This is a genomic window from Paenibacillus sp. S25 (assembly GCF_019454085.1).
GTDB classification, from domain to species: Bacteria; Bacillota; Bacilli; order Paenibacillales; family Paenibacillaceae; genus Paenibacillus; species Paenibacillus polymyxa_B.
In genome coordinates this window covers 4988823-5015178 of sequence record NZ_CP073683.1, presented here as the reverse complement: position 1 = coordinate 5015178, position 26356 = coordinate 4988823, and the positions used below count along the sequence as shown (strand labels likewise).

General features: G+C 45.5%; 20 protein-coding genes. 17 read left to right on the top strand and 3 right to left on the bottom strand.

Annotated features, from left to right (window positions below; all coding sequences use genetic code 11):
* Positions 1-92 precede the first annotated feature (92 nt).
* Together bacA and KAI37_RS22050 are read right to left on the bottom strand one after the other, a co-directional pair.
* On the bottom strand, positions 93-890 hold the full coding sequence (gene bacA, locus KAI37_RS22055) for an undecaprenyl-diphosphate phosphatase (protein ID WP_013312007.1): 798 nt from the start codon (positions 888-890) through the stop codon (positions 93-95).
* Positions 891-1015: 125 nt separating this feature from the next.
* On the bottom strand, positions 1016-2386 hold the full coding sequence (locus KAI37_RS22050) for a hemolysin family protein (protein WP_258383010.1): 1371 nt from the start codon (positions 2384-2386) through the stop codon (positions 1016-1018).
* A 224-nt stretch (positions 2387-2610) separates the two neighbouring features.
* Here KAI37_RS22050 and KAI37_RS22045 point away from each other — a divergent pair, with 224 nt between their 5' ends.
* From KAI37_RS22045 to KAI37_RS22025, 5 genes are all read left to right on the top strand, one after another.
* Positions 2611-3411, top strand: a complete 801-nt coding sequence (locus tag KAI37_RS22045; RefSeq protein WP_025721933.1) for a DUF1836 domain-containing protein — start codon at positions 2611-2613, stop codon at positions 3409-3411.
* Positions 3412-3615: 204 nt separating this feature from the next.
* Entirely contained in the window at positions 3616-4557 is a 942-nt protein-coding gene (locus KAI37_RS22040) for a glycosyltransferase family 2 protein (protein ID WP_076294308.1), read from the top strand.
* A 41-nt stretch (positions 4558-4598) separates the two neighbouring features.
* Positions 4599-5549 (top strand): glycosyltransferase family 2 protein, encoded by a 951-nt coding sequence (locus KAI37_RS22035; protein ID WP_076294307.1) that lies wholly within the window; start codon positions 4599-4601, stop codon positions 5547-5549.
* 73 nt (positions 5550-5622) lie between these two features.
* Entirely contained in the window at positions 5623-7002 is a 1380-nt protein-coding gene (locus tag KAI37_RS22030; RefSeq protein ID WP_028541812.1) for a lipopolysaccharide biosynthesis protein, read from the top strand.
* Positions 6977-7951, top strand: coding sequence for a polysaccharide pyruvyl transferase family protein (locus KAI37_RS22025; RefSeq protein ID WP_013312001.1), 975 nt, complete (start codon positions 6977-6979; stop codon positions 7949-7951). Before KAI37_RS22030 ends, KAI37_RS22025 begins: the two co-directional genes overlap by 26 nt.
* A gap of 188 nt (positions 7952-8139) precedes the next feature.
* Here the strand turns inward: KAI37_RS22025 and KAI37_RS22020 are convergent, their stop codons facing one another.
* Complete coding sequence (locus KAI37_RS22020; protein ID WP_071643028.1) at positions 8140-9549, bottom strand: RCC1 domain-containing protein; 1410 nt, start codon at positions 9547-9549, stop codon at positions 8140-8142.
* Positions 9550-9768: 219 nt separating this feature from the next.
* On the opposite strand from KAI37_RS22020, the gene KAI37_RS22015 reads away from it, so the two are divergent.
* The 12 genes from KAI37_RS22015 to KAI37_RS21960 all read left to right on the top strand — a co-directional run bounded on the left by KAI37_RS22015 (position 9769) and on the right by KAI37_RS21960 (position 26326).
* Positions 9769-10824 (top strand): YrpD family protein, encoded by a 1056-nt coding sequence (locus tag KAI37_RS22015; protein ID WP_028541814.1) that lies wholly within the window; start codon positions 9769-9771, stop codon positions 10822-10824.
* A gap of 222 nt (positions 10825-11046) precedes the next feature.
* Positions 11047-11628: a peptide deformylase gene (gene def, locus KAI37_RS22010; RefSeq protein WP_028541815.1), complete on the top strand. Its 582-nt coding sequence runs from the start codon at positions 11047-11049 to the stop codon at positions 11626-11628.
* A gap of 165 nt (positions 11629-11793) precedes the next feature.
* Positions 11794-13584: a cache domain-containing sensor histidine kinase gene (locus KAI37_RS22005; RefSeq protein ID WP_076294306.1), complete on the top strand. Its 1791-nt coding sequence runs from the start codon at positions 11794-11796 to the stop codon at positions 13582-13584.
* A complete protein-coding gene (locus KAI37_RS22000; RefSeq protein ID WP_220030215.1) occupies positions 13577-15235 on the top strand; it encodes a response regulator transcription factor in 1659 nt (552 codons plus the stop codon). Before KAI37_RS22005 ends, KAI37_RS22000 begins: the two co-directional genes overlap by 8 nt.
* Before the next feature lie 406 nt (positions 15236-15641).
* The gene (locus KAI37_RS21995) at positions 15642-17048 is read left to right on the top strand and encodes a cytochrome ubiquinol oxidase subunit I (protein ID WP_025721940.1); all 1407 of its coding nucleotides are present in this window, start codon (positions 15642-15644) and stop codon (positions 17046-17048) included.
* Positions 17035-18048 carry a cytochrome d ubiquinol oxidase subunit II gene (gene cydB, locus KAI37_RS21990; protein WP_220030214.1) on the top strand — a complete coding sequence of 338 codons (1014 nt, stop codon included), beginning with the start codon at positions 17035-17037 and terminating at the stop codon, positions 18046-18048. Before KAI37_RS21995 ends, cydB begins: the two co-directional genes overlap by 14 nt.
* On the top strand, positions 18048-19808 hold the full coding sequence (gene cydD / locus KAI37_RS21985; protein ID WP_071643020.1) for a thiol reductant ABC exporter subunit CydD: 1761 nt from the start codon (positions 18048-18050) through the stop codon (positions 19806-19808). The genes cydB and cydD overlap by 1 nt, the downstream gene beginning before the upstream one ends.
* Positions 19789-21555 carry a thiol reductant ABC exporter subunit CydC gene (gene cydC / locus KAI37_RS21980; protein WP_104495630.1) on the top strand — a complete coding sequence of 589 codons (1767 nt, stop codon included), beginning with the start codon at positions 19789-19791 and terminating at the stop codon, positions 21553-21555. Before cydD ends, cydC begins: the two co-directional genes overlap by 20 nt.
* 198 nt (positions 21556-21753) lie before the next feature.
* Positions 21754-22170: a cupredoxin domain-containing protein gene (locus KAI37_RS21975; protein ID WP_220030213.1), complete on the top strand. Its 417-nt coding sequence runs from the start codon at positions 21754-21756 to the stop codon at positions 22168-22170.
* Between the two features lie 455 nt (positions 22171-22625).
* Positions 22626-23639, top strand: coding sequence for an ABC transporter permease (locus KAI37_RS21970; RefSeq protein WP_220030212.1), 1014 nt, complete (start codon positions 22626-22628; stop codon positions 23637-23639).
* A 15-nt stretch (positions 23640-23654) separates the two neighbouring features.
* A complete protein-coding gene (locus KAI37_RS21965; RefSeq protein WP_076294299.1) occupies positions 23655-24557 on the top strand; it encodes a carbohydrate ABC transporter permease in 903 nt (300 codons plus the stop codon).
* A gap of 74 nt (positions 24558-24631) precedes the next feature.
* The gene (locus tag KAI37_RS21960) at positions 24632-26326 is read left to right on the top strand and encodes an ABC transporter substrate-binding protein (RefSeq protein ID WP_071643012.1); all 1695 of its coding nucleotides are present in this window, start codon (positions 24632-24634) and stop codon (positions 26324-26326) included.
* The last annotated feature ends 30 nt before the right edge of the window (positions 26327-26356 follow it).

The following is a 26356-nucleotide window of genomic DNA, read 5'->3' as shown; positions in this document are numbered from 1 at the left end:
CCTTTCTGCAAAATAGTAAAAGGGATATCCAAGGCTGATCATTCAGACCCTATGGATATCCCTTTTTTTATTTATTGGTACCAAACGATGGCTTATAAAATAATGAAAAAGAACACAGCCGCCAGCACAAAGCGGTAAATGGCGAATGTAGTCAGGCTCAAGCGTTTGAGCAGACCGAGGAATGTTTTGATCGCCAGCATCCCGACGATAAAGGCAGTAATAAAGCCGGCCGCGAACACTGGGAAATCACTCATAGACAGATGATCCATACTTTTGATCATATCAATACCTGATGCACCCAGCATGACCGGAACAGATACGAGGAATGTAAATTCCGCGGCTGCGGTATGGCTTACACGTGCGAATAGGCCCCCAGACATGGTTGAGCCTGAACGGGAAAAACCTGGCCATAGGGCTAGGACTTGGAACAAACCGATCGTAAAAGCCTGTTTGTACGTGATCTCATCCAACGTATGTGATCTAATGGGCGGATGGAATTTCTCAGCCGCAATCATCAACAGGCCTCCGATGACCAAACTGTAGAGAACCGTTTCAGGACCAAACAGGTATTGCTTGATTACATCACGGAACAGTACGCCAATCAAGCCTGCAGGGATCATGGCTAAAATAATATGTAACAGGTTTAGACGTGGCTGGCTCGAGATTTTGCGTCTAAAATCAAACAGGCTCAGAAATCTGCGCCAGTATAATACGACGACCGCCAGCACAGCACCTAATTGCACGATAACCTCAAACGTTTTGACCGTATCATTCTCTGTGTTTAATCCTAGAAGATCAGCCGTGAGGATCATGTGACCCGTCGAAGAGACCGGCAAAAACTCTGTCAGTCCTTCAATAATTCCCATAATAATAGAAGATAAAATATCCACTTTACTAGCTCCTCCTTACACGCGTGCAGGGCAAACGACCTAAGCCGTTTGCCCTGGAAATATGTCATTTCAGTAGGAGTGAACACAAGTGTCAAGTGCAAAGATACACGCTCAGGTCACACGGTTCACTCCCGGGAAGAAGTGTCCGATTCTGCTTCCCATTCAGATGCGGGGGATGTGTGGTGTAAAATAATCTCCACCCGACGAATACGATTTTTACCCATTTCACGAATGATAAATTTCACATTCTCTTCTATGAATTCCTTGCCCTGTCTAGGTTCCGGAACCCGGCTATACACCCACCCTCCGACAGTATCCACGTCTTCATCGTCCAATGTCAAGCCCGTCAGATCACTCAGATCGGAAAGCATCACTTTACCATCCATCAAATAACTGTTCTCCGTCAGTTTCTCGATTTCCTTCCGTTCATCCTTATCAAATTCGTCCCGAATTTCGCCAACAATCTCCTCCAAAATGTCCTCAATGGTAATGAGGCCGGAGGTTCCACCGTATTCATCGACCAGGAGAGCGATATGAACCTGCTCCTTCTGCATACGTTTCAGCAGTGTGTTGACGGGCATAACTTCCGGAACGGTCAAGATCGGTTGAATCAGGCTGTCGAAAACAAGCTCGGGATTGCGATCATACTCAAGGAATAGCTGTTTGGTATTAATCATACCAATGATCTGATCCTTGCTGTCTGTCGCCACCGGAAAACGGGTATACTGCTCTTCGTGAATAGTCAGCATGTTTTCTTTTAGCGAGCGATTCGTAAACAAGCATACCATATCTGTACGTGGCACCATAATTTCTTTGGCAACGGTCTCGTCAAATGCAAAGATACGATTTACGTAGCCATATTCGGTGTTATTGATCTTACCACTTTCCACGCTTTCGGACAAAATGATCTGAATTTCTTCCTGAGAGTGCGCTTCTTCATGCTCACTAGCCGGTTGAAGACCAAACAGACGAACCAGACGATTGGCCGAGCCGTTAAGGAGCCAAATAAACGGATACATAATCCGGTTAAACCACACGATGACTGGGGAGGTTAACAGACTGACAGCTTCCGCTTTGCGGATCGCCAATGTTTTGGGAGCCAGTTCGCCGATCACCACGTGCAGGTAAGTTACAATGACGAATGAAATAATAAAGGCCAGGATATGTGAAAATTCCCCATTGATGTTGAGCTGTTGAAAGAGAGGCTCCAGCAATTTGACTACGGTCGGTTCACCGAGCCAGCCGAGTCCCAACGCTGTAATCGTAATACCAAGCTGACAGGCGGACAGGTAGCCGTCCAGATTATTGACGACTTTTTGTAGCGCCAGTGCGTTTTTACGGTTCTCCACGACCAGCTGATCGACCCGGCTGGAACGGATTTTAATAATCGCAAACTCGGTAGCCACGAAGAAAGCACTAAATAAAATCAACACCGCAAACAAAAATAGACTGACACCTATACCCATATAATTTTCACTCATCCCTTTTTCGTTCAATTTTTTAAGGAACTCCATTTTAAGTTCACTTGAACTTATTTTAAGAACTTAAAAGAAAATATACAAGGTTCATATGGAATCGTAGCAGGTCACCTACCTCCAATTTACACGGAAAATAAGGCATAATAGAACCCGGACGTCTCATTGCTTCACTTTACAAGCCTAGTTTGAGGGCGTATGATGAGTTCAAATGAACTTGAAATGTAATAAAGGGAGGAAAGCAGATGGAGTCTTTTACCCTTACTCGTCGTGATATGGCCCATTTGCTGCTGGCCATGGAAGGGCGCCGCGAATTGCAGCCTTTGGCCGTTCTGCAGGACGCCTGGAGGCGCACTCATAGCCATCTCGCCCGTTCCGGGAGCACGATGCCGACATTTTTATACACCGACGTGACACCTGTGCTAGATAAAATCATCAAGGGTAAGCACAGCGCAGCCTTTTCGCTGCAGGAGATCGTTTCCCTGGGTCAACTGGTCGAATACAGCCATGTCTCACTGGCATCCATGCAAAATTGGGTCAAACGCGACTTCAAGGAATTTCTCGGCGCTCCGAAGATCGGCAAAAAATACTCGGTCAACCAGGCAGCTATATTGCTCATTGTGGAAGATTTAAAATCATGTCTTGATTTTGAATCCATTCGTCAGCTATTTCATATCCTGTTCCAACAACCCGAAGATGATACGGACGATCTGATTCAGCCGGTCGATTTGTACGCCGCCTATTCAACTTTGTTTGAGGAGCTGGATGCGAACGGAGACCAACTGCTCGATGTTGCTGGAGCAGGCTATGCAAAGGACAACGGAAATTCCGTTACAGGACAGCAGCGTCAGGAAGGTGCGACAGAGGAGCTGCTGGTTCAGGCGGCTGATCAATACACCAGCCGTTTACAGCATTTGACCCCTAACCAGTGTGAAGCGGTGCGTAATACTTTGCTGGTGGCAGCAGTAGCGGTGCAAAATAGTTATTTTTTGTCCATGGCACGTCGGTATGTGAATGCGACGTTGTTTCTGGACTTCCAGGGGTAAATCAGGATTGGCACTAGAAGCCAATCCTATTTTTTTGCTCTTTTTAGAGGATTGTCTACCCTTTTGGAGACTGAAAAAGTATACAAAAGAGGTATATACACTAAAACGCTGTCAAAGATACAATAAACATATATAATCCAGCAATTGGAAAAACTTTGAATATCTCTTCCAAAGCATCTGGATACACACACAGGAGGTAATGGCATGTCCGATGTCTCCATCATCATTTGTACCCGCAACCGGATCGAAGACCTGACACGCTGTATACAATCTATTGCAGTACAGCAGCAATTGGAGCATACGGCTGTAGAACTGCTGATTGTTGATGACGGCGATATTTCCGACCAACAGATCGAGCAGTACCGTCACATGGTATCCGGATTGCCTCAAAGTGTTTTGAAATATTATAAAAAAAGTCGTCCCGGCGTTTGGTTATCCCGCTATGAGGCCTTGTCCCTTGTGCGGTATGATATTGTGCTGTATTTTGACGATGATGCAGAACTGGACGATAAACTCTATATCCGGCGCTTGCTCGATACCTATGATCAGGATGAAACGATTGTGGGTGTTGGAGGGATTGCAAAGGGATTACATTCGAGCCGGGCAGGAAAGCTGCTGGGCGTTTTGACATTTCAGATGTCTTCATCCCTCGGCAAGCTCTCGCCTAGTAGTCTGGCAGGTTCTTTGCTACGTTGGGGCGAAGCGACTGAGGTTTTCGATACAGAATTTTTCCATGGCTGCAATATGTCATTTCGGAGGAATGCGCTTCGGGACATGAAGCCGTATCCGTGGATGACCAGTTATGCCGTGGCTGACGATTTGTACATGTGCCAGTTGGCGAGCCGTTACGGCAAATTGGTTATCAATCCTGACTTAACCATCATTCATCATGAATCTCCAAGCTCGCGCGATAAGGCGGGCAAAGTAGCCAAGGCTACAGCGATTAACCACTATTATTTTCTTGCCTTGAAAAAGGCTGGAGTGATTCAGTATGGAGCCCTTTTATGGACCTTATCCTACTTGATGCTCAAAGAAATGCTGCGCCGCAATTTTAATGCCGCAGATGGATACAAGCAGGGGGTGTTGTTCATTCTGAATCCGCGCAAGCAAAAATATAACGAATATTTAGGCCCGGCGGTTCAGTAAACTGTTTTCTTTACACACTGACAGGATAAAGGGGGAGTATGATGTTAAGCTTGTCCATTGCTCTGTGCACCCGAAATCGAGTTGATGATCTGACCCGATGCATTAATTCAATTGCCATTGGGGGAGCACCGGAGGCATGTGAAACCGAGCTATGGATTATTGACGACGGAGAACTGCCGAAACATGTGCTGGAACGTTATGAGCGTCAGTTGGGCAGAGCGGGAATTACCTACCGATATCATCGCAAGGAGCAGCCGGGATTATGGTTATCTCGTGTAAAGACAGCTGAACTTGCGCAGGGTGACATCATTTTGTTCCTTGACGATGACGTTGAGCTGCCGAGCAACTATTTGAATGAGTTGATGCGTACCTATGAGGCCTACCCGCAGGCCGCTGGTGTCGGCGGTATTGCACAGGGAATGACTAACAGCTTCATGGGAACGATTCGATGCTTGCTGTCATTCCAGCAGTCTTTGTCCAAAGGGAGGTTGTCCCTCAGCGGTCAGTCCGGCTCGATGTATAACTGGCATAAGGCCAAGAAGACGTTTAGAACCCAGTTTTTTCATGGCTGCAATATGTCATTTCGCCGTGAGGCGATTCGCAGTCTGGAGCCGGTACCTTGGTTGCAAAGCTATAGCGTAGGCGAGGATTTATTGCTTTCACGCATCGCAATGAAAAGCGGTCCGTTATACATTAACCCGGCGCTTACGCTGCTTCATCACGAATCGCCGTCCTCGCGCGACAATATGGAGCAGGTTACTTATATGCGGGTGATGAATCATATTCATTTGCTGCGTGACGAGGGATCTGGGCCGATTGGTTATGCAGCACTATACTGGACGACGTTGTATCAGATATTGAGAGAAAAGCCCAAAAAAAATCATACTGCCATTCAAGGCTATAGAAGAGCGTTGAAAGCGATCTTTTCAATTCCAAAGGAGCCTGTTGGCGGGCAGTTGCCTGAGCGCAATTCCAAAAAAACGGTAGGCTGATGGAGGTGCGTCAAAAGACGCAATGTGAGCATAGAGACGAGAGGCTTAATAAGGAACAGGAGTTGGACGTAACATGAGCACATGGACAGCAGCAAGGAAAGTATTCACGGGTGACAGTCTCGCCAAAACGATCATGCGCACGAGCTTTAACAATTTTTTTGTGCTAATCGTCACGACCCTGACTTCCATCCTGACCGCACGTATGCTCGGAGTAGAGGGGAAAGGAGAACTGGCGGCAGTTCTGTTCTGGCCTACGCTGATCGGCAGTGTGTTGAGCTTCGGATTACCAACGTCGTTAATTTATAACATCAAGAAGAAAACAGGCACGACGGAAGAACTGCTGGCGTTGTCGCTCTGGATTCAGTTGCCTGCCAGCTTGTTGGCGGGAGCGGTGGCCTGGATATGCATGCCGCTGTGGTTGAATGGTTATGGTGCGGACATCATCCAGCTGTCCCAGCTTTATTGTGCGGCAGCCATACCGCTGGCAGTGCTTACAGCGCTGACGACAGCATTGTCGCAAGGGCTGGATCGATTTAGCGTATATAACGGCCTGCTGTTTTACTACCCGTTACTGAATTTCATCGGTCTGGTGACACTGTGGCTGATGGGCCTGCTCAATGTGCAGCTGGCAGGAGCAGTGAATTTTGCCGCGAGTTTCCTTGCGCTAGTATGGGCGTTCCTCCGTTTGCGCAAGTATATGAATTTGCGTGCTTTCCGCCCATTTACCAGCCGCCAAGTGCTTCGTCCTTATTATAGCTATGGAGCGAGGGTTTACGGGATGGAGCTGATGGGGACGCTGTCCACACAAACGGACAAAATCGTTATTGTGGCGCTGCTATCACCCAAAGCGTTCGGTCTGTATTCTGTCGTCTACGCCTTGTCTCGTGTGTTCAATGTGGTGCAAAACGCCGTCACTAACGTTACCTTTCCAAAGGTGACGGGGATGGAGCACAGCAAGATTGTCGAAACAGTAGGTCGTGCTTTTCGCATCTCTATGGCTGCGATGCTAATCGTCATTGTGCCTGCTCTCTTCATTGGACGATACATGCTGGGTTTGCTGTACGGCCCCGCTTTCCTGGAAGCATCGCTAACGTTCTACCTGCTGTCACTGGAATGTATCATTGGTGGTGGCTCATGGATTCTGGCTTCGGCCTTTAACGCTCTGGGACGTCCGGGACTGGTATTGTTCCGGCAAATTGTAGCCTATGCGATCACCGTCGGTCTATTTTTTATTTGTACACCGATCTTTGGTCTGGACGGCATTGCGATTGCTTTGCTTGTAGGCGCTTGTGTACGGTTGGCATTCTCACTGTTCTCGTTCCCCATGTTTTTCAATGTTCCGCTATCACGGATCATTTTTGATAAAAGTGATATTACATTTGTCATTCAGACTATACAAAAGAAGCGCAGGAAGGGAGAACTGAAAGATGCCGAATTTGCATCCCATGGCTAAACTGAAAAATAAGCTGAGCGTCATTCTCGACGTAGTCCCCCAAGGTTCGAATATCATTTATGTCGACTATCCCGTCTATAATAACGGTGGGGATGTACTCATCATGAAAGGCACCGAGGCGTTCTTCAAGGATAATGGCATCCGTGTCCGTGCCCGTTATAGCGCCATGGATATTCCCGATCAGCTTCAAATTCCGGGTGACTGGATTATCGTGTGCCACGGCGGCGGCAACTTCGGCGATCTCTATTCAAATCACCAAAATTTGCGGGAACGCATCGTTCGCGATTTCCCTAACCACCGAATTGTGATTATGCCGCAAACGATCCACTTTCAATCTGAACAGAAGGCTAATGAGGTCGCTGCCCTGTTTAATGCTCACCCGGATCTACATATGTTTGTGCGGGATACTCGCTCTTATCAGTGGGCTAAGGACAAGCTGAACCAGTGCAGTATCACACTATGCCCTGATATGGCGCACCAGCTCTGGCCATTGAAGCCGACTACGGAAACAGTGAAGGATGTATTGTATTTCCTGCGGACTGATATTGAAACGGTGGGTGGACAAAAGAAGTTCGATGACGAGGCAGATGCCGCTCACCGGCTGGACTGGGATACTTTGTTTACTCCGCTGGAAGTGAAGGGAATTGTCTATTTCCAGAAGTTTTATCGACTGGATAAGAAAATCGGTGGACCGTTGCCTACACGTACGTTCTGGTACAAGTACACAGACCATCTCATGAACAAAGCGGTTACGCTGTTCAGCTCTTACCGCGAGGTTCGCACTTCACGGCTGCACGGTCACATTCTGGCCTGTCTGCTTGATATGCCGCACGTTGTCATTGACAATTCCTACGGCAAGAACTCGCAATATTATAATACCTGGACACAGCCGAATCCAAAAGCGCAGCTGTTTAGTGAAGCTCCAAGTGCGTTGGAGCAGCCATCTTAATAGTAAGAAAAGATACGTATGATTAATTTCAAAGGTATGATAACGGCAAAAAATCTCCTGACCATTTCATTGGTATAGGAGATTTTTGCTTGTGTTAAATTAATAAGGATAGTTAAGAGTTAAGCTTGTGAACTATTAAGGCTATTCATATTTAATGGGATGATCGCTCGTTCTTTCTTTCTTGGCTTCTATTGATTATTGACAGTTACCTCATATTTTGATGCGTTCCAGTTTACCTTTGCACCCAAGGTTTGAGAAATGAATCTGATCGGTACCAAAATACTCCCGTTTATATATTTTGGAGGAGCAGCGAGACTTACTTTTTTTCCATTAACCAATGCGAATTTTTGGTTTACAACTAGTTCTATAGTCAGTTTACCTTTTGTGATGGTGACATGATCCCTTTGGCTATTATTCCAAATGACTTTAGCTCCTGATTTTTCAAATATTCCTCTGAAAGGAACATAGACTGAGCCGTTCAGTAATTTGGGAGTGGTAGTCAGATCCATGATAGAGCCATCTACGGTCAATTGAATAGGCTTCACTACAATAGTCGGTTGCTTTACATTTTTCAATGTCGAGTCAATTCCAAGTTGACCGTTAACGTTGCTCCCCCAACTCCATAATTTATTGTTTTCCGTTCTTACGATTGTAAAGTCGTTTCCAGAGTTTACTTCCGATATATTAGCAAGCCCCTTTACTTTCTCTGGATTGGAATTACCAGCAGAAATCCAGACATCGCCAGTAGTTGTTACAAATGAAACAGTGTGGTCGAATTGAGCAGAGATATCTTTTAACTTCTGTGGAATTTTAAACTGTTTAGTTTTGCTCTCTAGCGGATTATATGTCCACCCGTTGCCATTCATATCAATTGCACTTATAGCAAAATCTCCACTTTTAATCATTTTAATTTTTTTAAGTTGTTTAAGCAGCTGTGGTTCTTTAATATTCGCATCTTCATTGTCGCCGCCCCAATAGAGCAATGTTCCATCCTTGGAAAGTGCAAAGGAACCCTGATTCGTAGCTGCTATACCCACAATATTCATGGGTAGATCTTTTATTAAAGTTGGTTCATTGATGAAAGATGACTTAAAGTTGGCTAATTGTCCCCGAGAATTATCACCCCAGCCCCAAACCTGCCCACTTTGATCTAATGCTAAAAAGTGATCTCCTCCGGCGGCAATTTTAACAACATTTTTTAGGCTTGAGAAGGTTTTAGGGGCAACACTACGACCTTGATTTTTTTTACTTTGCCAACTAACAACGGTACCATCTGTTTTTATGGCTAGAGAACCAAAGCGACCCGTGGTGACCTGTTTAAAAGTATCAGATGACATAGAAACCACAGGAGAGGGTACGGAACGATTTATGCCGTCTTCTGAGCCTAATTCCCCATCTTCATTACGCCCCCATGCAAGTAGCTTTCCTTGATTGTCAATAGCGTAAGTATGTTCACCACTGCTTGAAAATTGAACTATATCTGGAGATGGTTTTACATATTCGTTTGAATATGCTTCTTTTGAAACTAAGCAAGAGGAGAAAATTAGTAAAATAACTGATAAAGCTATGAAACATTGCTTTAAATTTTGATTTTTCAAAATATGCTCTCTCCTTTTTTGAAATAACTTCTAATATCATATAACCATAAACAAGAAAGAAATTGCAAATAAATCCAGAGAATATGTATTTATTTCCATAAAAAATGTAGACAAATGAATAATGAAATACTATTATATGTTTTGGGTGAAAATTTTTACAATATTAGGGAAGGAGGATAGCAAAAATTTTTCTCAAAAATTAGGATGAGGTGAGAGTGAATGAAAAAGGTAAAGTTCTCAATAATTATCTTTCTGTTATTCTCTTCAATTGGTGTTACTGCTTCGGCTAATAACGAAGATATTACGGAAAAAGTTAGCGATTCAGTAACGCAATCAACTTATGGATTAGAACATTCTAAAAATGTTACAGTAAAAAATGATGCTGAGGTTAGCCAGGAAAAGATAAACAACTTTATTATTCAAGCCAAAAAAGTTGTTAGAGAAGAAAAAGCAAATAGTCAATCATTGAATGCATCTATTGAATCTTCTACATATGAAACTGTTGACTACTGTTATTTGGACGATACTAACCTCTTTTTTTATGAGGATTCTTCAATTAAAGATCCAGAGTTGATTATTTTACCAGTTGAAAATGGTAGAGAGGAAACACACGTTATTAAACCACAAGCAATACAAGGAGGATTTGGAGGAAGGGTATTGGTCAATAGTACGACAGGTAACTACATTGAGACTAGGGCCATTACTACATCAAGTAACTCTACTTTGCTGGCTACAAATGGAACCCCGTATATGTATACAGGGTTTACAGCAAGGGGATTGGAAGTTGATGCAGGATTGGCTTATAGTAAAGGAGATGCTCCGGGAGTTTGGCAGCCTTATCTTAAAATAGGTGGGGACGATCCACTGTCAACTTCATATCTACTTGATGGTTATAATCAGGTACAATATAAAAATGGGTATATTACTGGACAGCCAGTTCAGATGGACTTATGGAGGAACTATACTAGTGGTGTTGAACATAACGCTGTAAGATTAAAACTTGCGGGAACTGCTATATGTGCGGATCTTGGATGTTCAAGACATGGTGATACTAAGCTGACAACTATCTTTTCTAAATCAAATATTGGAGTGAACAGTGTAGTTAATTATAAGTTGTTAGCAACTATTGCTGGTTCCGGAGCAAGCGGGCAGATGAATTCTACTCTAAGTGAAATATCAATTGACGGGATAGCCAAAACACCAGTTAAAGATGAAGTAGCCAATACTCAAGTCACAATTAGTGGAAATAGTACATCTTTTAAGCTTTCAAAATAGTATATTAATATAGTTTATAAAACCGTTCTAAGGAGCGGTTTTATTTTTTTATTAAAAGCCATATTGTTTGCTTACACTCCACTACCGCTTCATTTTGACAATTCATTTCATGAATAGATATAATTTATGGGATAAAACTTGTAGGAATATTGGGAACTCACTCCCCTAACTTTTGCAGAATAACATGAAAGTATATTTATTTTAATGAATCGAGGCTGACGAATGAGTAATCAATCGATGGACATGCTTCTCACGAAGGATATCGTGCGTGAAGGGGAGTCTATTTTGCGTACGAAGGTTGATCCGGTATGCTTGCCACTGTCTGAAGAGGATCTTCAACAGATGCAATGGATGCTGGATTATCTGAAAAATAGCCAAAATGAAGAGCTGGCTACCCGCTATGAACTGCGCCCGGGTGTGGGATTATCTGCGAACCAGGTAGGTTTGAACAAAAGAATGTGCGCTATTTATTATGAAGATGGGGACAAAACGGTAGAGTATGCGTTGTTTAATCCGAAGCTGGTCAGCCACTCCACGTCCATGATTTATTTGGAACAAGGTGAGGGGTGCTTGTCTGTAGATCGGTACGTAGCCGGATATGTACCGCGTTATGAAAAAATTCGTATTAAGGCCAATTTGCCAGACGGAACACAGGAGCTATTGACTTTCAAAGGTTATGCAGCGATTGTAGTACAGCATGAAATGGACCATTTGGACGGCATTATGTTTTATGACCGTATCAACCCGGAAGATCCGCACAAGCTGCCGCAGGGAGTGCATATCGAACCTTTTGTACGTAAATAGCTCATGATCCGTAAAGTGTGGTGACTCCGTTCGCCACATTTTTTTAATTTTGCAAAAAAATATAGATATAGAGGTTACGAAGCTTTAAACTGGAAACATGTAGCTCGTGATAGAGGATGTGAAAATACATAAAAATGTAAGCGCTTATCTTATGGGAGGGATGGCATGAATCGTGGAGTACGGCTTCTGATGAATAACATGCGTATGCGGAATAAGCTGCTGTTCTCCTATGTACTGATTGTCATGATCCCGGTGCTGGTGGTGGGCGGCTGCGTTACTTTTTATTTGCGAGAGCAGGCATTGAATAGTGCAATTGCCCAGACGGTAAACAATGTGGAAAAGATCAAGAGCCAGACGGCAAATTTACTGCGTGTGCCAACGGATATTTCAAATGGGCTCATGTTCGATAAGAGGCTGAGGGAGATGGCGAACCGACGGTATCCGGGTATGGTAGAGCTGATGAATGCGTATCATCAATACAAGGATTTTAATGAGTACACTCAACAATATAGAGAGGTTGCTACCATCCGGTTCTATTCGTACAATCCGACGCTTGTCAATAACCTGGAGTTTATTCCAGTGGACTCTAACATTGAGCGGCAGCAGTGGTTCCAAACGGCTTTGAAGGGGACGGCGATTAACTGGTTTTACATTCAGGATAAGGAAGATAACCCGGTTAATCGCCTGAGCCTGGTACGGCAAATTCCATTTCCTGAATACAATACCAAGGGAGTTCTGATGATATCGCTGAGTCAGACCGAGCTGAATCATATGCTGAGCAAGGAGCCTTTTGAAACATTGATTACGGATCGTAACGGGATTGTGGTCGCAGCTACTCGTCCGCAGTCGGTGGGTCAGACGTTGAGCGATTTACATTTGGGCTTTGATGTCCAGCGTGCGGGTAAGGGGATATATGAAGCGAAAATCAACGGAATGCCCTCCAACATCATCGTGGATGAGTTGCTGCCCGCCTCCAGTGTGAGCGGATTTACGATTATTTCAGTGTTTTCAACGGAGCATATTGTACAGGGAGCCAACCGAATCAGCTTGATTGGTGCTCTATGTATTCTTGCGGTGCTGGTTATAGCACTAATTCTGATCACTATCATTTCCTGGCTGATTACCAAACGCCTACAGCGGTTGAGCTATGAGCTGGGTAAGGTAGCCGCGGGCGATTTTCATGTGGTATCGAGTGTGGAGGGAAGGGACGAGATCGGGGATTTATCCCGTCGTTTCAACTATATGGTGAGCAGTATACGCCAACTCATGGTGCAGGTCTATGAGACGAGTGAGCACAACAACAGACTGGAATTGGCGCAAAAAGATATCAAGCTAAAAATGATGGCCAGCCAAATTAATCCGCATTTTCTGTTTAATGCGTTAGAATCCATTCGAATGAAAGCACATCTGAATGGGGAAGCGGAAATTGCAACGACGGTGCGTTTACTTGGCAGGTTGATGCGCCGGAATCTGGAGATTGGCAGTGGTAAAACGACGATTCAACAGGAGTTGGATATGGTGCGATCCTATTTGCAAATTCAGCAGTTCAGATTTGGAAATCGTTTGATCTATGAAGTGAATTTGGAAGAAAGCGCGACGGACCTGTCGATTCCTCCCTTAATCATACAACCGCTGGTGGAGAATGCAATCATTCATGGCCTGGAAAATAAGGAAGAGCCAGTTACCGTGAAGGTAGATATTACAATAGAACAAAGAGAACTGAAAATTAAAGTAGAAGATGACGGGATCGGCATGGAAGCTGGGCAACTGACCCGTCTGCTAGCTCGGATCAGGGGGACAGATGAGCCGGAAGGGAGTAGTATTGGCCTGCGTAATGTACATCAACGTCTAACATTAATGTACGGCGAACATCATGGACTGCATATTGAAAGCGCATTACAAGAAGGAACAACCGTATATTTTTCCATACCACGGGAGGAAGAGTCGAATGTATAAAGCAATGATTGTAGATGATGAGCCTGCGATTCGTGAAGGATTGTCCTCCATTATTGACTGGGGGAATTGTGGCTTCCGTATTGTCGATACGGCAGGGAACGGACGCGAGGCTCTGGATAAGTTCGGAGAGCATCGGCCGGAGCTGGTCATTGTAGATATTCGTATGCCAGGGATGAGTGGGCTGGAGGTCATACGAAGCATACGTGAAAAGAACGGAGAGCCGTTTCACTTTCTCATATTAAGCGGATATGCAGACTTTGATTATGCACGGCAAGCCATGGGCTTCGGGGTGGATGGATACCTACTGAAGCCAGTTGATGAGGAAGAAATGACGACAGAGTTGAAACGGGTACGGCAAAACATTGAGGACGAGAAAGAAGACGGCAAATGGGGAAGTCCACCTTCCCATGAGCGTAATTGGATCGAAGCACTATTGTTTCCTGTTCATCAAGAGCATGCTCGTAATGCTATGGAAAGCATTGATTTTCTGCACAGAGCATCCAAGCAAGCTGAACATCAAAGCGGTAACGGAAAACATGGACAACAGCCAGCGTTACCAGCATTGGACTGGAGTAGCTATCAGGTTATTCTGCTGGATTTACGTATACCTGACTGGGATCGGCAAGCCCGGCAGTCGGCAGCAAAGCAGCGGCTAACAGAATTGTGCCATGAGCAGGGCAGAGGTATCGTGTTTGAGGCGGGAAAATATATGGGTCTCTTGCTTCCCGCCACGTTAAAAACGGAGAAAGATGCTGTTCAGTTGCTGGCTGCTTGGCGACAGGAGCTAAAGCCGTGGGCTACGGAAATTTATGTGGCTGCCGGTGATCCTGTAGCCATTCTTAGCGACATTCCCAGATCCTTTGAGCAGGCACTACGATTGTTAGAGCGTACGTTTTTGTTCCGGGCAGAAAGAGTCATGCTTTCAGGAGACCTACACGAATTGGAGATCATCGAGACTGAAATAAGTGGAGCGCCTGATAGTGCCACAGATGATCCCATACGTTATGCAGAAAAGCTTTACTATGCGCTAGATATGGCTAATAGTGAAGCTGCAACCCGTGTCATTAAGGAAATGGAAGGCCAATTTCCACGGATTTATCGCACAGAATCTGCAATTAAGGCGGCGTTCGCCCAAACATTCACACTGGCGTTGAACAAGTATGCAGCCGGACAGGATCACAGCCGAACCGTGCTGGAGGAGCACTCCAGCTTTATAACCGATGTATATGCTTATTCCACATTGGGCGAGCTGGTGGATCACTCGCTGGAGCATGTGTTGCAATGGATTGGCCAGACTGATCCTAGTGGCAAGGACATCATCATGAAACAAATGATTGACTTTATACATAGTCATTATGATGAAAATTTGCGACTGGAGTTACTGGCAGATATGTTCAATTACAATAGTGGCTATTTGGGCAAACTGTTCAAAAGTCATACGGGCGAGGCCTTTAATGCCTACCTGGATAAGGTGAGGATTGAGCGAGCAAGAGAATTGCTTGCTCAAGGAATTAAGGTGCACCAGGTGGCGGAACGCGTAGGATATGCGAATGCAGATTATTTTCATAGTAAATTTAAAAAGTATATTGGAATGTCACCTTCCTCCTACCGTAATCGGGCTCAAAAGAACGGAGGAACAGATGGCTGTTGATAGAATCCCTAGGTTTAACGCTATGAAGTCTCTCTTACAGATGTCGGAGGTACGACCTCCGAACGAAGAGAGGCTTTTTTTGTGGTAGAAAAATGGATAGATCAATCGAAAATGTCACATTTATTATAGAGTTTAGGTCGTTTTCATCAAATCGCCATCGTAATGACACAGCTTTGACACGATGTTCACATTTTCGATTCTATTTCATTTAAATTTATTCTATATAATGGGGATAATCTGAAGCCGGATCATGACAACCATGGTGAAGGTAGTTGAGTGAGTTATTTTTCTAAAAAATGACCGCTACATATGTAAGAATGTGAATACTATCACAAATGTAGGAGACTTCAGATTACAAGACACTATAAATCAATGTTAAGAGAAGTGCAGGGGGAGGGGCAACATCATGGACGTATTGGATTTGGCACGGTTGCAGTTTGCAACCACAACGATTCTTCACTTTGTTTATGTGCCGATCTCCATTGGATTGTCGTTATTGGTGGCAATTATGGAGACTATGTATGTTATCAAGAAAAATGACTTGTACAAAAAAATGGCTCAATTCTGGGGAACGTTTCTGCTGATTAACTTTGCACTGGGCGTAGTCACCGGGATTTTGCAAGAATTCCAGTTCGGGATGAACTGGTCGGACTTTTCCCGTTTTGTAGGTGATGTATTCGGTACGCCGCTGGCGATTGAAGCGCTACTTGCATTTTTCCTGGAATCGACCTTTATCGGATTATGGGTATTCGGTTGGGAAAGATTGTCCAAAACGGTCCATTTAATTTGTATGTGGCTGGTATCTATCGGTACGATGTTATCGGCATTGTGGATTCTAGCTGCTAATTCATTCATGCAGCGTCCAGTAGGATATGAGATTCAAAATGGACGTGCAGAAATGAAAGATTTTGCTGCTCTGTTAACGAACGAACAACTGTTATGGGAATTCCCACATACATTGTTTGCTGCTTTTGCAACGGGGGCATTTCTGATCGCGGGTATCAGTGCATGGAAGCTGATGCACAAAAAGAATATGGACTTTTTTAAACCTTCTTTCAAATTGAGCATTATTGTTGCTTTAATCAGTGCCATTGCTATTCCTTTGTTTGGTCATGGTCAGGCTCAATATTTAGTGAAAACACAGCCGATGAAGATGGCTGCCAGTGAGGGCTTATGGGAGAACAGTGGTGACCCCGCTCCTTGGACAGTTATCGCATGGATTGATCCTGGAAAAAAGGAAAATACCTTTGAGATTAAAGTTCCTTTTGCTTTGAGTTTTCTATCCTATAGTAAATTTACCGGCTCTGTGCCTGGTATGAATGAGCTTCAGGCTGAATATGAGAAAACCTATGGTCCGGGAGATTATATCCCGCCAGTACGTACCACGTTCTGGAGCTTCCGCATTATGATTGCGGCGGGATGTGGCATGATTGCACTCGCTTTATATGGAGCTTACCTGACGTTCCGTAAAAAGTTGGAAGGTTCACATCGCTGGTTCTTCCGTCTTATGATATGGGGGATATCCCTTCCATTCATTGGGAATACTTCAGGTTGGATCATGACTGAAATAGGTCGCCAACCGTGGACGGTATTTGGTTTACTTCAAACAAAAGATTCTGTTTCGCCTACTGTTGTGGCTGGAGAAGTGCTGTTCTCGTTCATCTCATTTACCACATTGTATTTAATTTTAACAGGTGTGCTGGCGTTCCTGTTTTACCGTACGGCTCGCAAAGGTCCGGATATTGAGCCGCATCAGCAAACGGTAATTCATGATCCTTTTGCTCAAGGGGGTGACACCATTGTCGCTAAATGATTTATGGTTCTTATTGATTGCTGTGCTGTTTACCGGCTTCTTTTTTCTGGAAGGCTTTGATTTTGGCGTAGGAATGGCCACAGGATTGGTGCCGCGTAATGACCAACAAAAACGTTTGATGATCAATACGATTGGTCCATTCTGGGATGCCAACGAAGTGTGGCTGATTACAGCAGCAGGTGCGATGTTTGCCGCTTTCCCGCATTTTTATGCAACCATGTTCAGCGGATATTATCTGGTATTTGTCTTTATTTTGCTAGGTTTGATCTTGCGTGGAGTTTCGTTTGAGTTCCGCGGCAAGGCTGAAGGGAAATGGTGGACAGGAACGTGGGATGCCTGCATTCTGATGGGTAGCTTTCTACCGCCGATGCTGTTCGGTATGGCTTTTGCGGCTTTGGTGAAAGGTGTACCTATTCAGCAAAACATGGATTTGAAAGCTGGATTTTCCGATGTATTCAATGGATACACCGTATGGATTGGACTGACAGTGGTCGGAATGTGCCTAATGCACGGGCTGACGTTTATTTCCCTGCGGACGATTGGAGAAGTACGGGATCGTGCTCGCGTGATTGCGTCCAAATTTCTCCCGGTATTGGGCATTTTACTCGCTGGCATGGTGGTATGGACTTATTTTGTAACGGATTTATTTGCACGTCGCGGTCCCTTTATGTATGCTGCGGTAGCAGTGGGAATTGTCGCCTATGTGCTGACGTGGTACTTCCTGAAGCAGCGCCGCGAAGGATGGGCCTTCGGGATGACAGGGGCATTGATTTTGCTGACCTTCGTTTCGTTATTCGTTGGTTTGTTCCCAAGATTTATGGTGAGCTCAATTAACAGTGCTTTTGATTTGACGATTTATAATGCAAGCTCCAGTCATTATACACTGAAAGCCATGACGATTGTTGCAGCAACGCTTTTACCCTTTGTGCTGGCTTATCAGGCGTGGAGCTATTTTGTTTTCCATAAGCGCCTCAGTGAGAAGGATCATTTGGAATACTAATGGATAAGGCATGGTTTGAATTAAAGGGCATTCGGCCAGTAATGCTGCTACTGGCTGCCCTTTCCCTGCTCCAGGGGGCTGCTGTGATTGCACAAGCAGTCTTCTTGGCAAAGGCTGTTACGATTTTATTTGATAAAAATCCGCTGGTGATGGCTTGGCCGTCGCTGGCGTTGTTTTTCGCAGCTTTTGCAATGAGGCATACGATGATCTGGCTGCAACGCCGGACAGCCGGCCGTTTTGCCGAAGCTTCAGGCGCTTCCTTACGGGAGCGTCTGCTTGCACGTTTGTTCGAACGGGGGCCGGGTTTTGCAGCGCAGGAAGGCAGCGGCAAGTTGGTGACGCTAGCGCTGGACGGCATGGATCGTTTTCGCACGTATTTGGAACTGTCCATTCCTCGAATGATTGACATGATGGCTGTAACTATACTTGTGCTTGTGTATGTTTTCACATTGGATGTCATTTCAGGTGTGATTTTGACGACTACGATGCCGATTCTGGTGGGCTTCTTTATTTTGCTCGGCTTGGCGGCGCGGAAGCAGGCAGACAAGCAGTGGCGTTCCTATCGTTTGTTATCTCACCATTTCACGGATTCGCTGCGTGGACTTCAGACACTAAGGTTTTTGGGTCGTAGCCAAGAGCATGGGGAAACGGTTGGGAAGGTCAGCGACCAATACCGCACAGCAACGATGCGCACGCTGCGGGTAGCGTTTCTTTCCTCATTTGCCCTCGATTTTTTTAGTATGCTATCGGTCGCTTTTGTCGCGGTAGGCTTGGGGCTGCGCCTGATTAGTGGCTCGGTGGGTCTGGAGGCAGCGCTTGCGGTGCTTATTCTGGCACCAGAATATTTTATGCCCATACGCCAGTTGGGATCAGACTATCATGCTTCACTGGATGGTAAGGAGGCTTGGGGAGCAATACGCTCCATTCTTAGTACAGAAGATGATGCGAACGAGCCGAATAAACAGGCAGCTAACGATAAAGGATTGGACATCACGGGACAGGATATTTTCGAGCTATCTGATGTGTGCCTTCTTAATGAAGACGGTTCGGCTCGGCTTGAACATGTGTCTGCAAATGTTGAACCGCACATGAACATGATTGGCATCGTTGGAGCTAGCGGTGCAGGTAAAACGACGCTGCTTAGTCTGCTTGGCGGCTTTGTTGATCCGACTTCAGGCGAGTTGCTCCTGAATGGATGCGGATTGGCTGGGGATGCCAAAGCTGAATGGCAACGGCATATTGCCTATATTCCACAGCATCCATACCTGTTTAGCGCTTCTCTGGCAGATAATATCCGCTTTTATGAACCGGAGGCATCCAACCAGCAGGTAGAGTGGGCGATTGACGCGGTTGGACTGCGTGAACTGGTAGACGGTCTTCCGGGTGGATTGAATGAGCCCATTGGTGAAGCAGGTCGGACACTGAGCGGAGGGCAGGCACAGCGGATTGCGTTGGCGCGGGCATTGCTCAGTAATCGTCCGGTCGTTTTATTGGATGAGCCTACGGCCCATCTGGATATTGAGACAGAATGGGAGCTAAAACAGACGATTTTATCGGTTTTGAAACATAAAAGAATGTTTCTTGCCACCCATCGGCTTCATTGGATGTCGGATATGGACTGTGTCTGGATGATGGATCAAGGTCGTCTGGAAGAAGTAGGCTCCCATCAGCAATTGATTGCCCGTAAGGGGGCATATTACCGATTGCTGACGGGGATGTCGGAAGGAGGGAACGGACGATATGAGAGTAACGGACAATAGCAGTCAAGGCTGGTTTGTGACGTATCTGAGACAATATTTTTGGGCCTTTCTGATAGCTGCTCTTTTGGGCGCGCTGGCCATTGGATGTGCGGGCGCGTTGCTCTTTACGTCCGGCCATCTGATTACCCGTTCGGCCTTAAAACCGGAAAATATATTAATGGTGTACGTTCCAATTGTGCTTGTGCGAACATTTGGCTTTAGTAAAGCGGTTATTCAGTACCTGGAGCGCTTGGTAGGACATGATGCCGCACTGCGTCTGGTGTCCCGTATGCGGGTACGCTTATATCGGGCAGTAGAACCGCAGGCGCTGATGATTCGCAGCAAATTCCGTACAGGGGATCTATTAGGATTGCTGGCAGAGGATATTGAGCAGCTTCAAAACATCTATCTGAAGCTAGTTCTGCCTGCGCTATCGGCTTTGCTGATTTATGCAGCAGGCATCTTGGCGCTCGGACGGATGGACGGAACCTTTGCCCTGCTCATGGCGCTATATGGCGGGTTTTTGCTTTTTATTGCCCCAGCTATCTCACTATGGACCTCACTCGCCAAACGGCGTATGTTCAAGCAGGAACGGAGTAAAGCCTATCAGGAGCTGACGGATGCTCTGTTCGGCATGAGTGATCTGGTGCTGAGCGGACGGACTGGGCATTTCCTGAGTACCTTTACACAACGGCACAATAGGGCTGCCGTGATGGAAAATTCACTTCGCCGGAGTGAGTGGCGTTCTCATTGGATCGCACAATGCGTTGTAGGCGGCGGGATTGTGATTATGACTGTGTGGGCCGGGGGACTGGTAGCACAGAATCGTATAGAAGCCACATGGCTGGCATCCTTTGCCCTTGTGGCTTTTCCATTGCTGGATGCCTTCGTTCGCGCGGGAGAAGCGGTGGTTCATGCGCCGGAGTATCAGGATTCACTTCGACGGTTAAAGGATTCGGAGAAAGACACACCTACACCTGGAGCAGGCGGAACAGCAGACATTCTAGAGGAACAGGCTACCGCTATGCGATTGGGCCACGGAGGAGACCTGCTGCTGAACAACGTAAGCTACCGCTATGCGGCAACGCAGGAATGGAGCGTGCGTAATATCTCCTTGCACGTTCCGCAGGGGGGCAAGGTTGCATTGCTTGGCCGCAGTGGTGCGGGCAAGTCAACGCTGCTGAACCTGATTCAGGGTGCATTGCAGCCTGATGAAGGGAGCGTCACTGTCGCAGGGATTCCCGTATATACAGGTGGAGCATACTCCAGTCTGTTTGCGGTGCTAAACCAGCAGCCGTATTTGTTCGATACGACGGTAGCGAACAATATTCGGTTAGGACGACCCAATGCTACGCTGGAAGAGGTTCGTGCAGTAACAGAGCAGGTAGGGCTTGGAACCCTAATTGATTCTTTACCGGAGGGCTACGATACCCGAATGCAGGAGACGGGTCTTCGTTTTTCCGGTGGAGAAAAACAGCGAATTGCACTGGCGCGGATTTTGCTGCAAAATCACCCGATTGTTTTACTGGATGAGCCGACAGTGGGGCTTGACCCGCTGACAGAGCATGAGCTCATGCAGACGATGTTTCGTGTGCTGAAGGGCAAAACATTGATCTGGATCACGCATCATCTGACGGGAATGGAGCATATGGACGAGGTGATCTTTATGGAACAGGGCACCATTTCCATGCGGGGCAGTCATGCACAGCTGTGGCAGGAGCAGCCCCGATACCGCAACCTGTATGAGCTGGATCATCCGAGTCTGTGAAATAGGAATAGATTGAGCCGGCGCTGATTAAGCTTTTGTTCCCGCATGTAAAAATAGTGATGATCCTCACCGTGTCGGATGATATGATTCATCTAATAGAAGCTTTGAAACGAGGTATTTAAAATTTCGATTAACTTTTATATACTGGTTAGAGTTGATGTGTCACATGTAGACATTCAACCGGAGGGGCTGATATGAATGAAAACACTTATCTCTAAGCATTGGCATTTGATGCTGATTGGTTTTGTAGCCCTGAGCATGGGCGGGTTTGTCTTATTTTATTTCCAGGGGAGCGTGTCGTCGTTTCCGGCCACTCAACCTAAACAAGCTCAGGAAGAGCCGGACAAGATCAAATATGAGATTGTTACAGTGGGTGTAAAAGGGGACGGTTTCTATCCTAAAAATATTGAAGTGAAAGCCGGCGTTCCAACCAAAATCAATTTCAAGAAAATTACATCCTTTACTTGCATTGATGAAGTGCAGTCGTTGAAGATCGGAATGGACGTTTACCTGGATCACGAAAATAATTATTTTACCGTCAAGGACTTGAAGCCAGGGGTATATGAGTATAATTGTGGCATGTACATGTACTACGGGACGATCACAGTAAAATAAATCAAAATAGCTTTCTAGCACATTGATGCTAGAAAGCTATTTTTTTCCCTTTAATCATTTAGGTTAATTGCGACAGTGTGCATATATACCATCATCCACCTGTGGTGCAATATGCATTATCCTTTATCCTTTACCTCTGATCAGCTTACATTGCTGATCTTTTGTTTTTTACAAGACTTCTATCAGAAAATTTACATGAGAACGGAGTAGGCGGAATGGTGTTGGACAAGCGAAGCGGTCGCCTTTGTCCCCGGATTTCTACCTTTGGTTGCTTATTCAAGAAATCCGGGGACAACAGCGATGGGAAGCACCATCCGCATGCGTAGTGGCACGAATGTAATTTTTTTCATCCCATATATCTAATTTTGAACTGATTTTTCTCCTAATTCGTCGGGTATCCGCTTCCAAGCCAGCAAAGTATGATAATAGTATCTAGAGATGAGGAGGAGCTTGTTATGGGATCTTCAACTGAAACCGCTTCCAACGATAGTGCTGTGATTCCTGAATCCAACCGGGGAAGACCACGCAAGGCTCGCGGCCCGAAGCCTGAACGTGGTGGAAAAGGCTTGTGGGACAGTGTGAAGCAGCAAAAATATCTTTATTTTATGTCCATTCCTTTCGTCATATGGGTGTTTGTTTTCAGCTATCTTCCGCTCTGGGGCTGGACGATGGCGTTTCAAAATTATAAGCCAGCCAAATCCTTTACGGACCAGAAATGGGTAGGGCTGAATAACTTTATCGAGCTATTTCAGGACGAACGATTTTATCTAGTATTACGTAATACGCTGGCGATGAGCCTGATGGGGATTATATTTGGATTTGTCGTACCGATCTTCTTTGCAATTCTGTTAAATGAGCTGCGTGGTATGCTGTTCAAACGGTTTGTGCAGACGATATCCTACCTCCCGCATTTTGTATCCTGGGTAGTTGTGGCTGGTTTGGTCACCAAGATGCTGTCCATTGACGGAGGCATTGTCAACGATATATTGGTAGCGCTCCATATTGTGGATGAACCAATTCAGTTCATGGCAAAGGGGAGCTGGTTTTGGTACATTGTAACCGCTTCCGACATATGGAAAGAGACAGGTTGGAATACGATCATTTATTTAGCTGCAATCACCGGAATTGATCAAGAACAGTATGAAGCATCGCGCGTGGATGGAGCGAGCCGCTGGAGACAGATGTGGCATATTACACTTCCGGGTATCCGCTCGACGATTGCGGTTCTGTTCATTATGGCGATTGGGCATCTGGTGAGCAACGGTTTTGAAAAGCAGTTTTTGCTTGGCAACAGTCTCGTGACGGATTATTCCGAGGTGCTGGATCTGTACGCGCTCAATTACGGGATTAATTTGGGTCGCTTCTCTTATGGGACGGCAATTGGTATTTTTAACTCGCTGGTTAGCATTTTGTTGTTGTTTACGGCGAACGGTATATTCAAAAAATTGACCAAAGAAAGCATCATGTAAGGAGGGAGAAGCGAAATGACGAATAAGGCATTTAATGCTACCCGGTCTGAGAAGCTGTTTGACCTGTTCAATTATATCCTCATGGCTCTGATCGTGGTGTTGACGCTGTACCCGTTTCTGAACGTACTTGCGATTTCCCTGAACAATTCAACGGACACGGTTCGCGGGGGTATTTATATATGGCCCCGCCAATTTACGCTCGAAAATTACAAAACGATTTTCCAGTACGATGGCCTTCTTCAGGGACTGCAAGTATCTATTCTTCGTACTTTGGTTGGGACGGTACTCGGGTTAATCTGTGCGTCTATGCTTGCTTTTACATTAAGCCGGGTCGAGTTTCGTGCTCGTAAGTTTATTTCTACGTTTTTGGCGTTGACGATGTACTTTTCTGGCGGGATGGTGCCCGTGTTTATTTTGATGCGGGATTTGCATCTGCTGGGTTCGTTTTGGGTGTACATTTTTCCAAGCTTAATTAGCGCATTTAACGTGTTTGTCATTCGTTCCTTTATGGACGGTTTGCCGTATGCGTTGCAGGAGTCTGCCAAGCTCGATGGGGCGAATGATTTTACGATTTACTGGAAAATTATTTTGCCGCTATGCAAACCAGTATTGGCAACGATTGCTCTTTTTCTGGCAGTAGGTCAGTGGAATGCTTGGTTTGATACGTATTTGTATAATGGTGGGGCGCCGCAATGGACGACGCTGCAGTATGAGCTGATGAAGATACTGCAAAGTACGCAGCAAGGCGGCTCCAGTATGACGAATAGTAACGATATGGCTAAGCAAATGGCCCAAATTTCACCAGAGTCGATTAAAATGGCAATTACAATTACGGTTACACTTCCCATTCTGATGGTATATCCGTTCCTGCAAAAGTATTTTGTAGGCGGGATGACACTGGGGGCAGTGAAATCATAATAGCCGGGTTTCCGGTCGTAAAATAGCAGTTATTTGCAGGAGAAGTCATCATAGGAATATAGGAGGATTTATATATGAACAAACACTGGTCTAGATTTGCACTGATTCCCTTGCTCGCGGTGTCCCTTACCGCACTCGCAGGTTGTGGAGGAAGCGATAAAACAGCGAAGGAAGGCACATCCAGCGGCACAGACCCAATTACGTTTAGCTTCTTCGGAGCAGATACAAGCCCACAATGGAATGGAATGAAGGATGAAATAGGCAAGGAAATCACCAAGAAAACAGGTGTAACCTTGAATGCGGAATTTGATGTCAGCGGTGGAGGTGGAGATGACCGAATCGCTTTGATGGCAGCAAGTGGAGAATACCCGGACTTGGTTTCTCCTAAAGCGAATATTAACAAGCTTGTGGATGCGGGGGCCATGATTGATCTGACAGATCTGATCAACGATCATGCACCCAATCTCAAAAAGCTATATGGACCCTATATGGATCGGTTGAAATACAGTAATAAAGATCAAGCCATCTATGTCCTTCCTACGTATGCAGGGGTGGGACAGGAGAATTTTGACGCCACGGGGGGATTTGAAATCCAGCATAAGGTGCTCAAGGAATTAGGCTATCCAAAGGTAAGAACGCTACAGGATTATGAAAACGTACTCAAAACCTATGTAGCCAAGCATCCAACAATTAATGGTAAAAAAACAATCCCACTCACGTTGGATGCAGACGACTGGAGAATTATGATTACCGTAACGAATCCTGCCTTCCAGACGACTGGAGCGCCGGATGATGGTGAATATTTTATTGATCCCAAAACATTTGAAGCCAAGCTTCATTACAAACGTTCGGAGGAAAAGGAATACTTCCGTTGGTTGAACCACATGTACAATGAAGGACTGCTCGATAAAGATTCGTTTGTGCAAAAAAGTGATCAATACAAATCCAAAATTGCTAGCGGTCGTGTCCTCGGTCTGATCGACCAGGAGTGGGGGTATCAGGATGCCGAAAATGCGTTAAAGGCCTCAGGCAAGGCCGATTCCAGCTATGCGCATTTTCCAGTTACACTTTCGGAGGAATACAAGGATAGTTCCTTTCAGGATACGGGCTTCGCATCCGGTTATGGTGTAGGTATTACGGAAAATTGCAAGGACCCGGTGCGGGCCATTAAATTCCTTGATTATTTAGCTTCTGATGAAGGACAGGTGCTAGTGAACTGGGGGATCGAGGGCAAGCATTATGAGATCAAAGATGGCAAACGTGTCATTCCGGCTGATGTGCTGGAGCAAAAAACGAACAATGCAACCAACTTCAGCAAATCCACGGGTATAGATTTGTACACGCTCATCAGCGGACACTATGGTGACGGCGTGAAGGACCCTACGGGTAACTACTACACAGCCAAATTCCCAGAACAAATTATCGCGGCTTATTCGGGGCCGGAGAAAGAATCCCTTAAAGCATATGGCGTAAAAACGTGGAAAGAACTGTTCCCAGACAAAAAAGAATTTGATGTAAAGCCTTGGGGCGCAGCCTATAACCTGACAACGGACAATGAATCGAACTATAACGTTACATTCAAAAAAACGACAGACATTATCCGCAAACGTATACCGGAAGCTATTTTAGCACCAGCTTCCAATTTTGATACGGTATACGACAACATGATTAAAGAACTGGATGCCGCCGGAGCTGTCCAAATGGAACAGCAATACACGCAACTGGTGAAGGACAGAGTGGAGTTATGGAGTGGCAAGGCTTCTAAATAGCTGACTGCTTTTAACGAAATTTTGAATGCC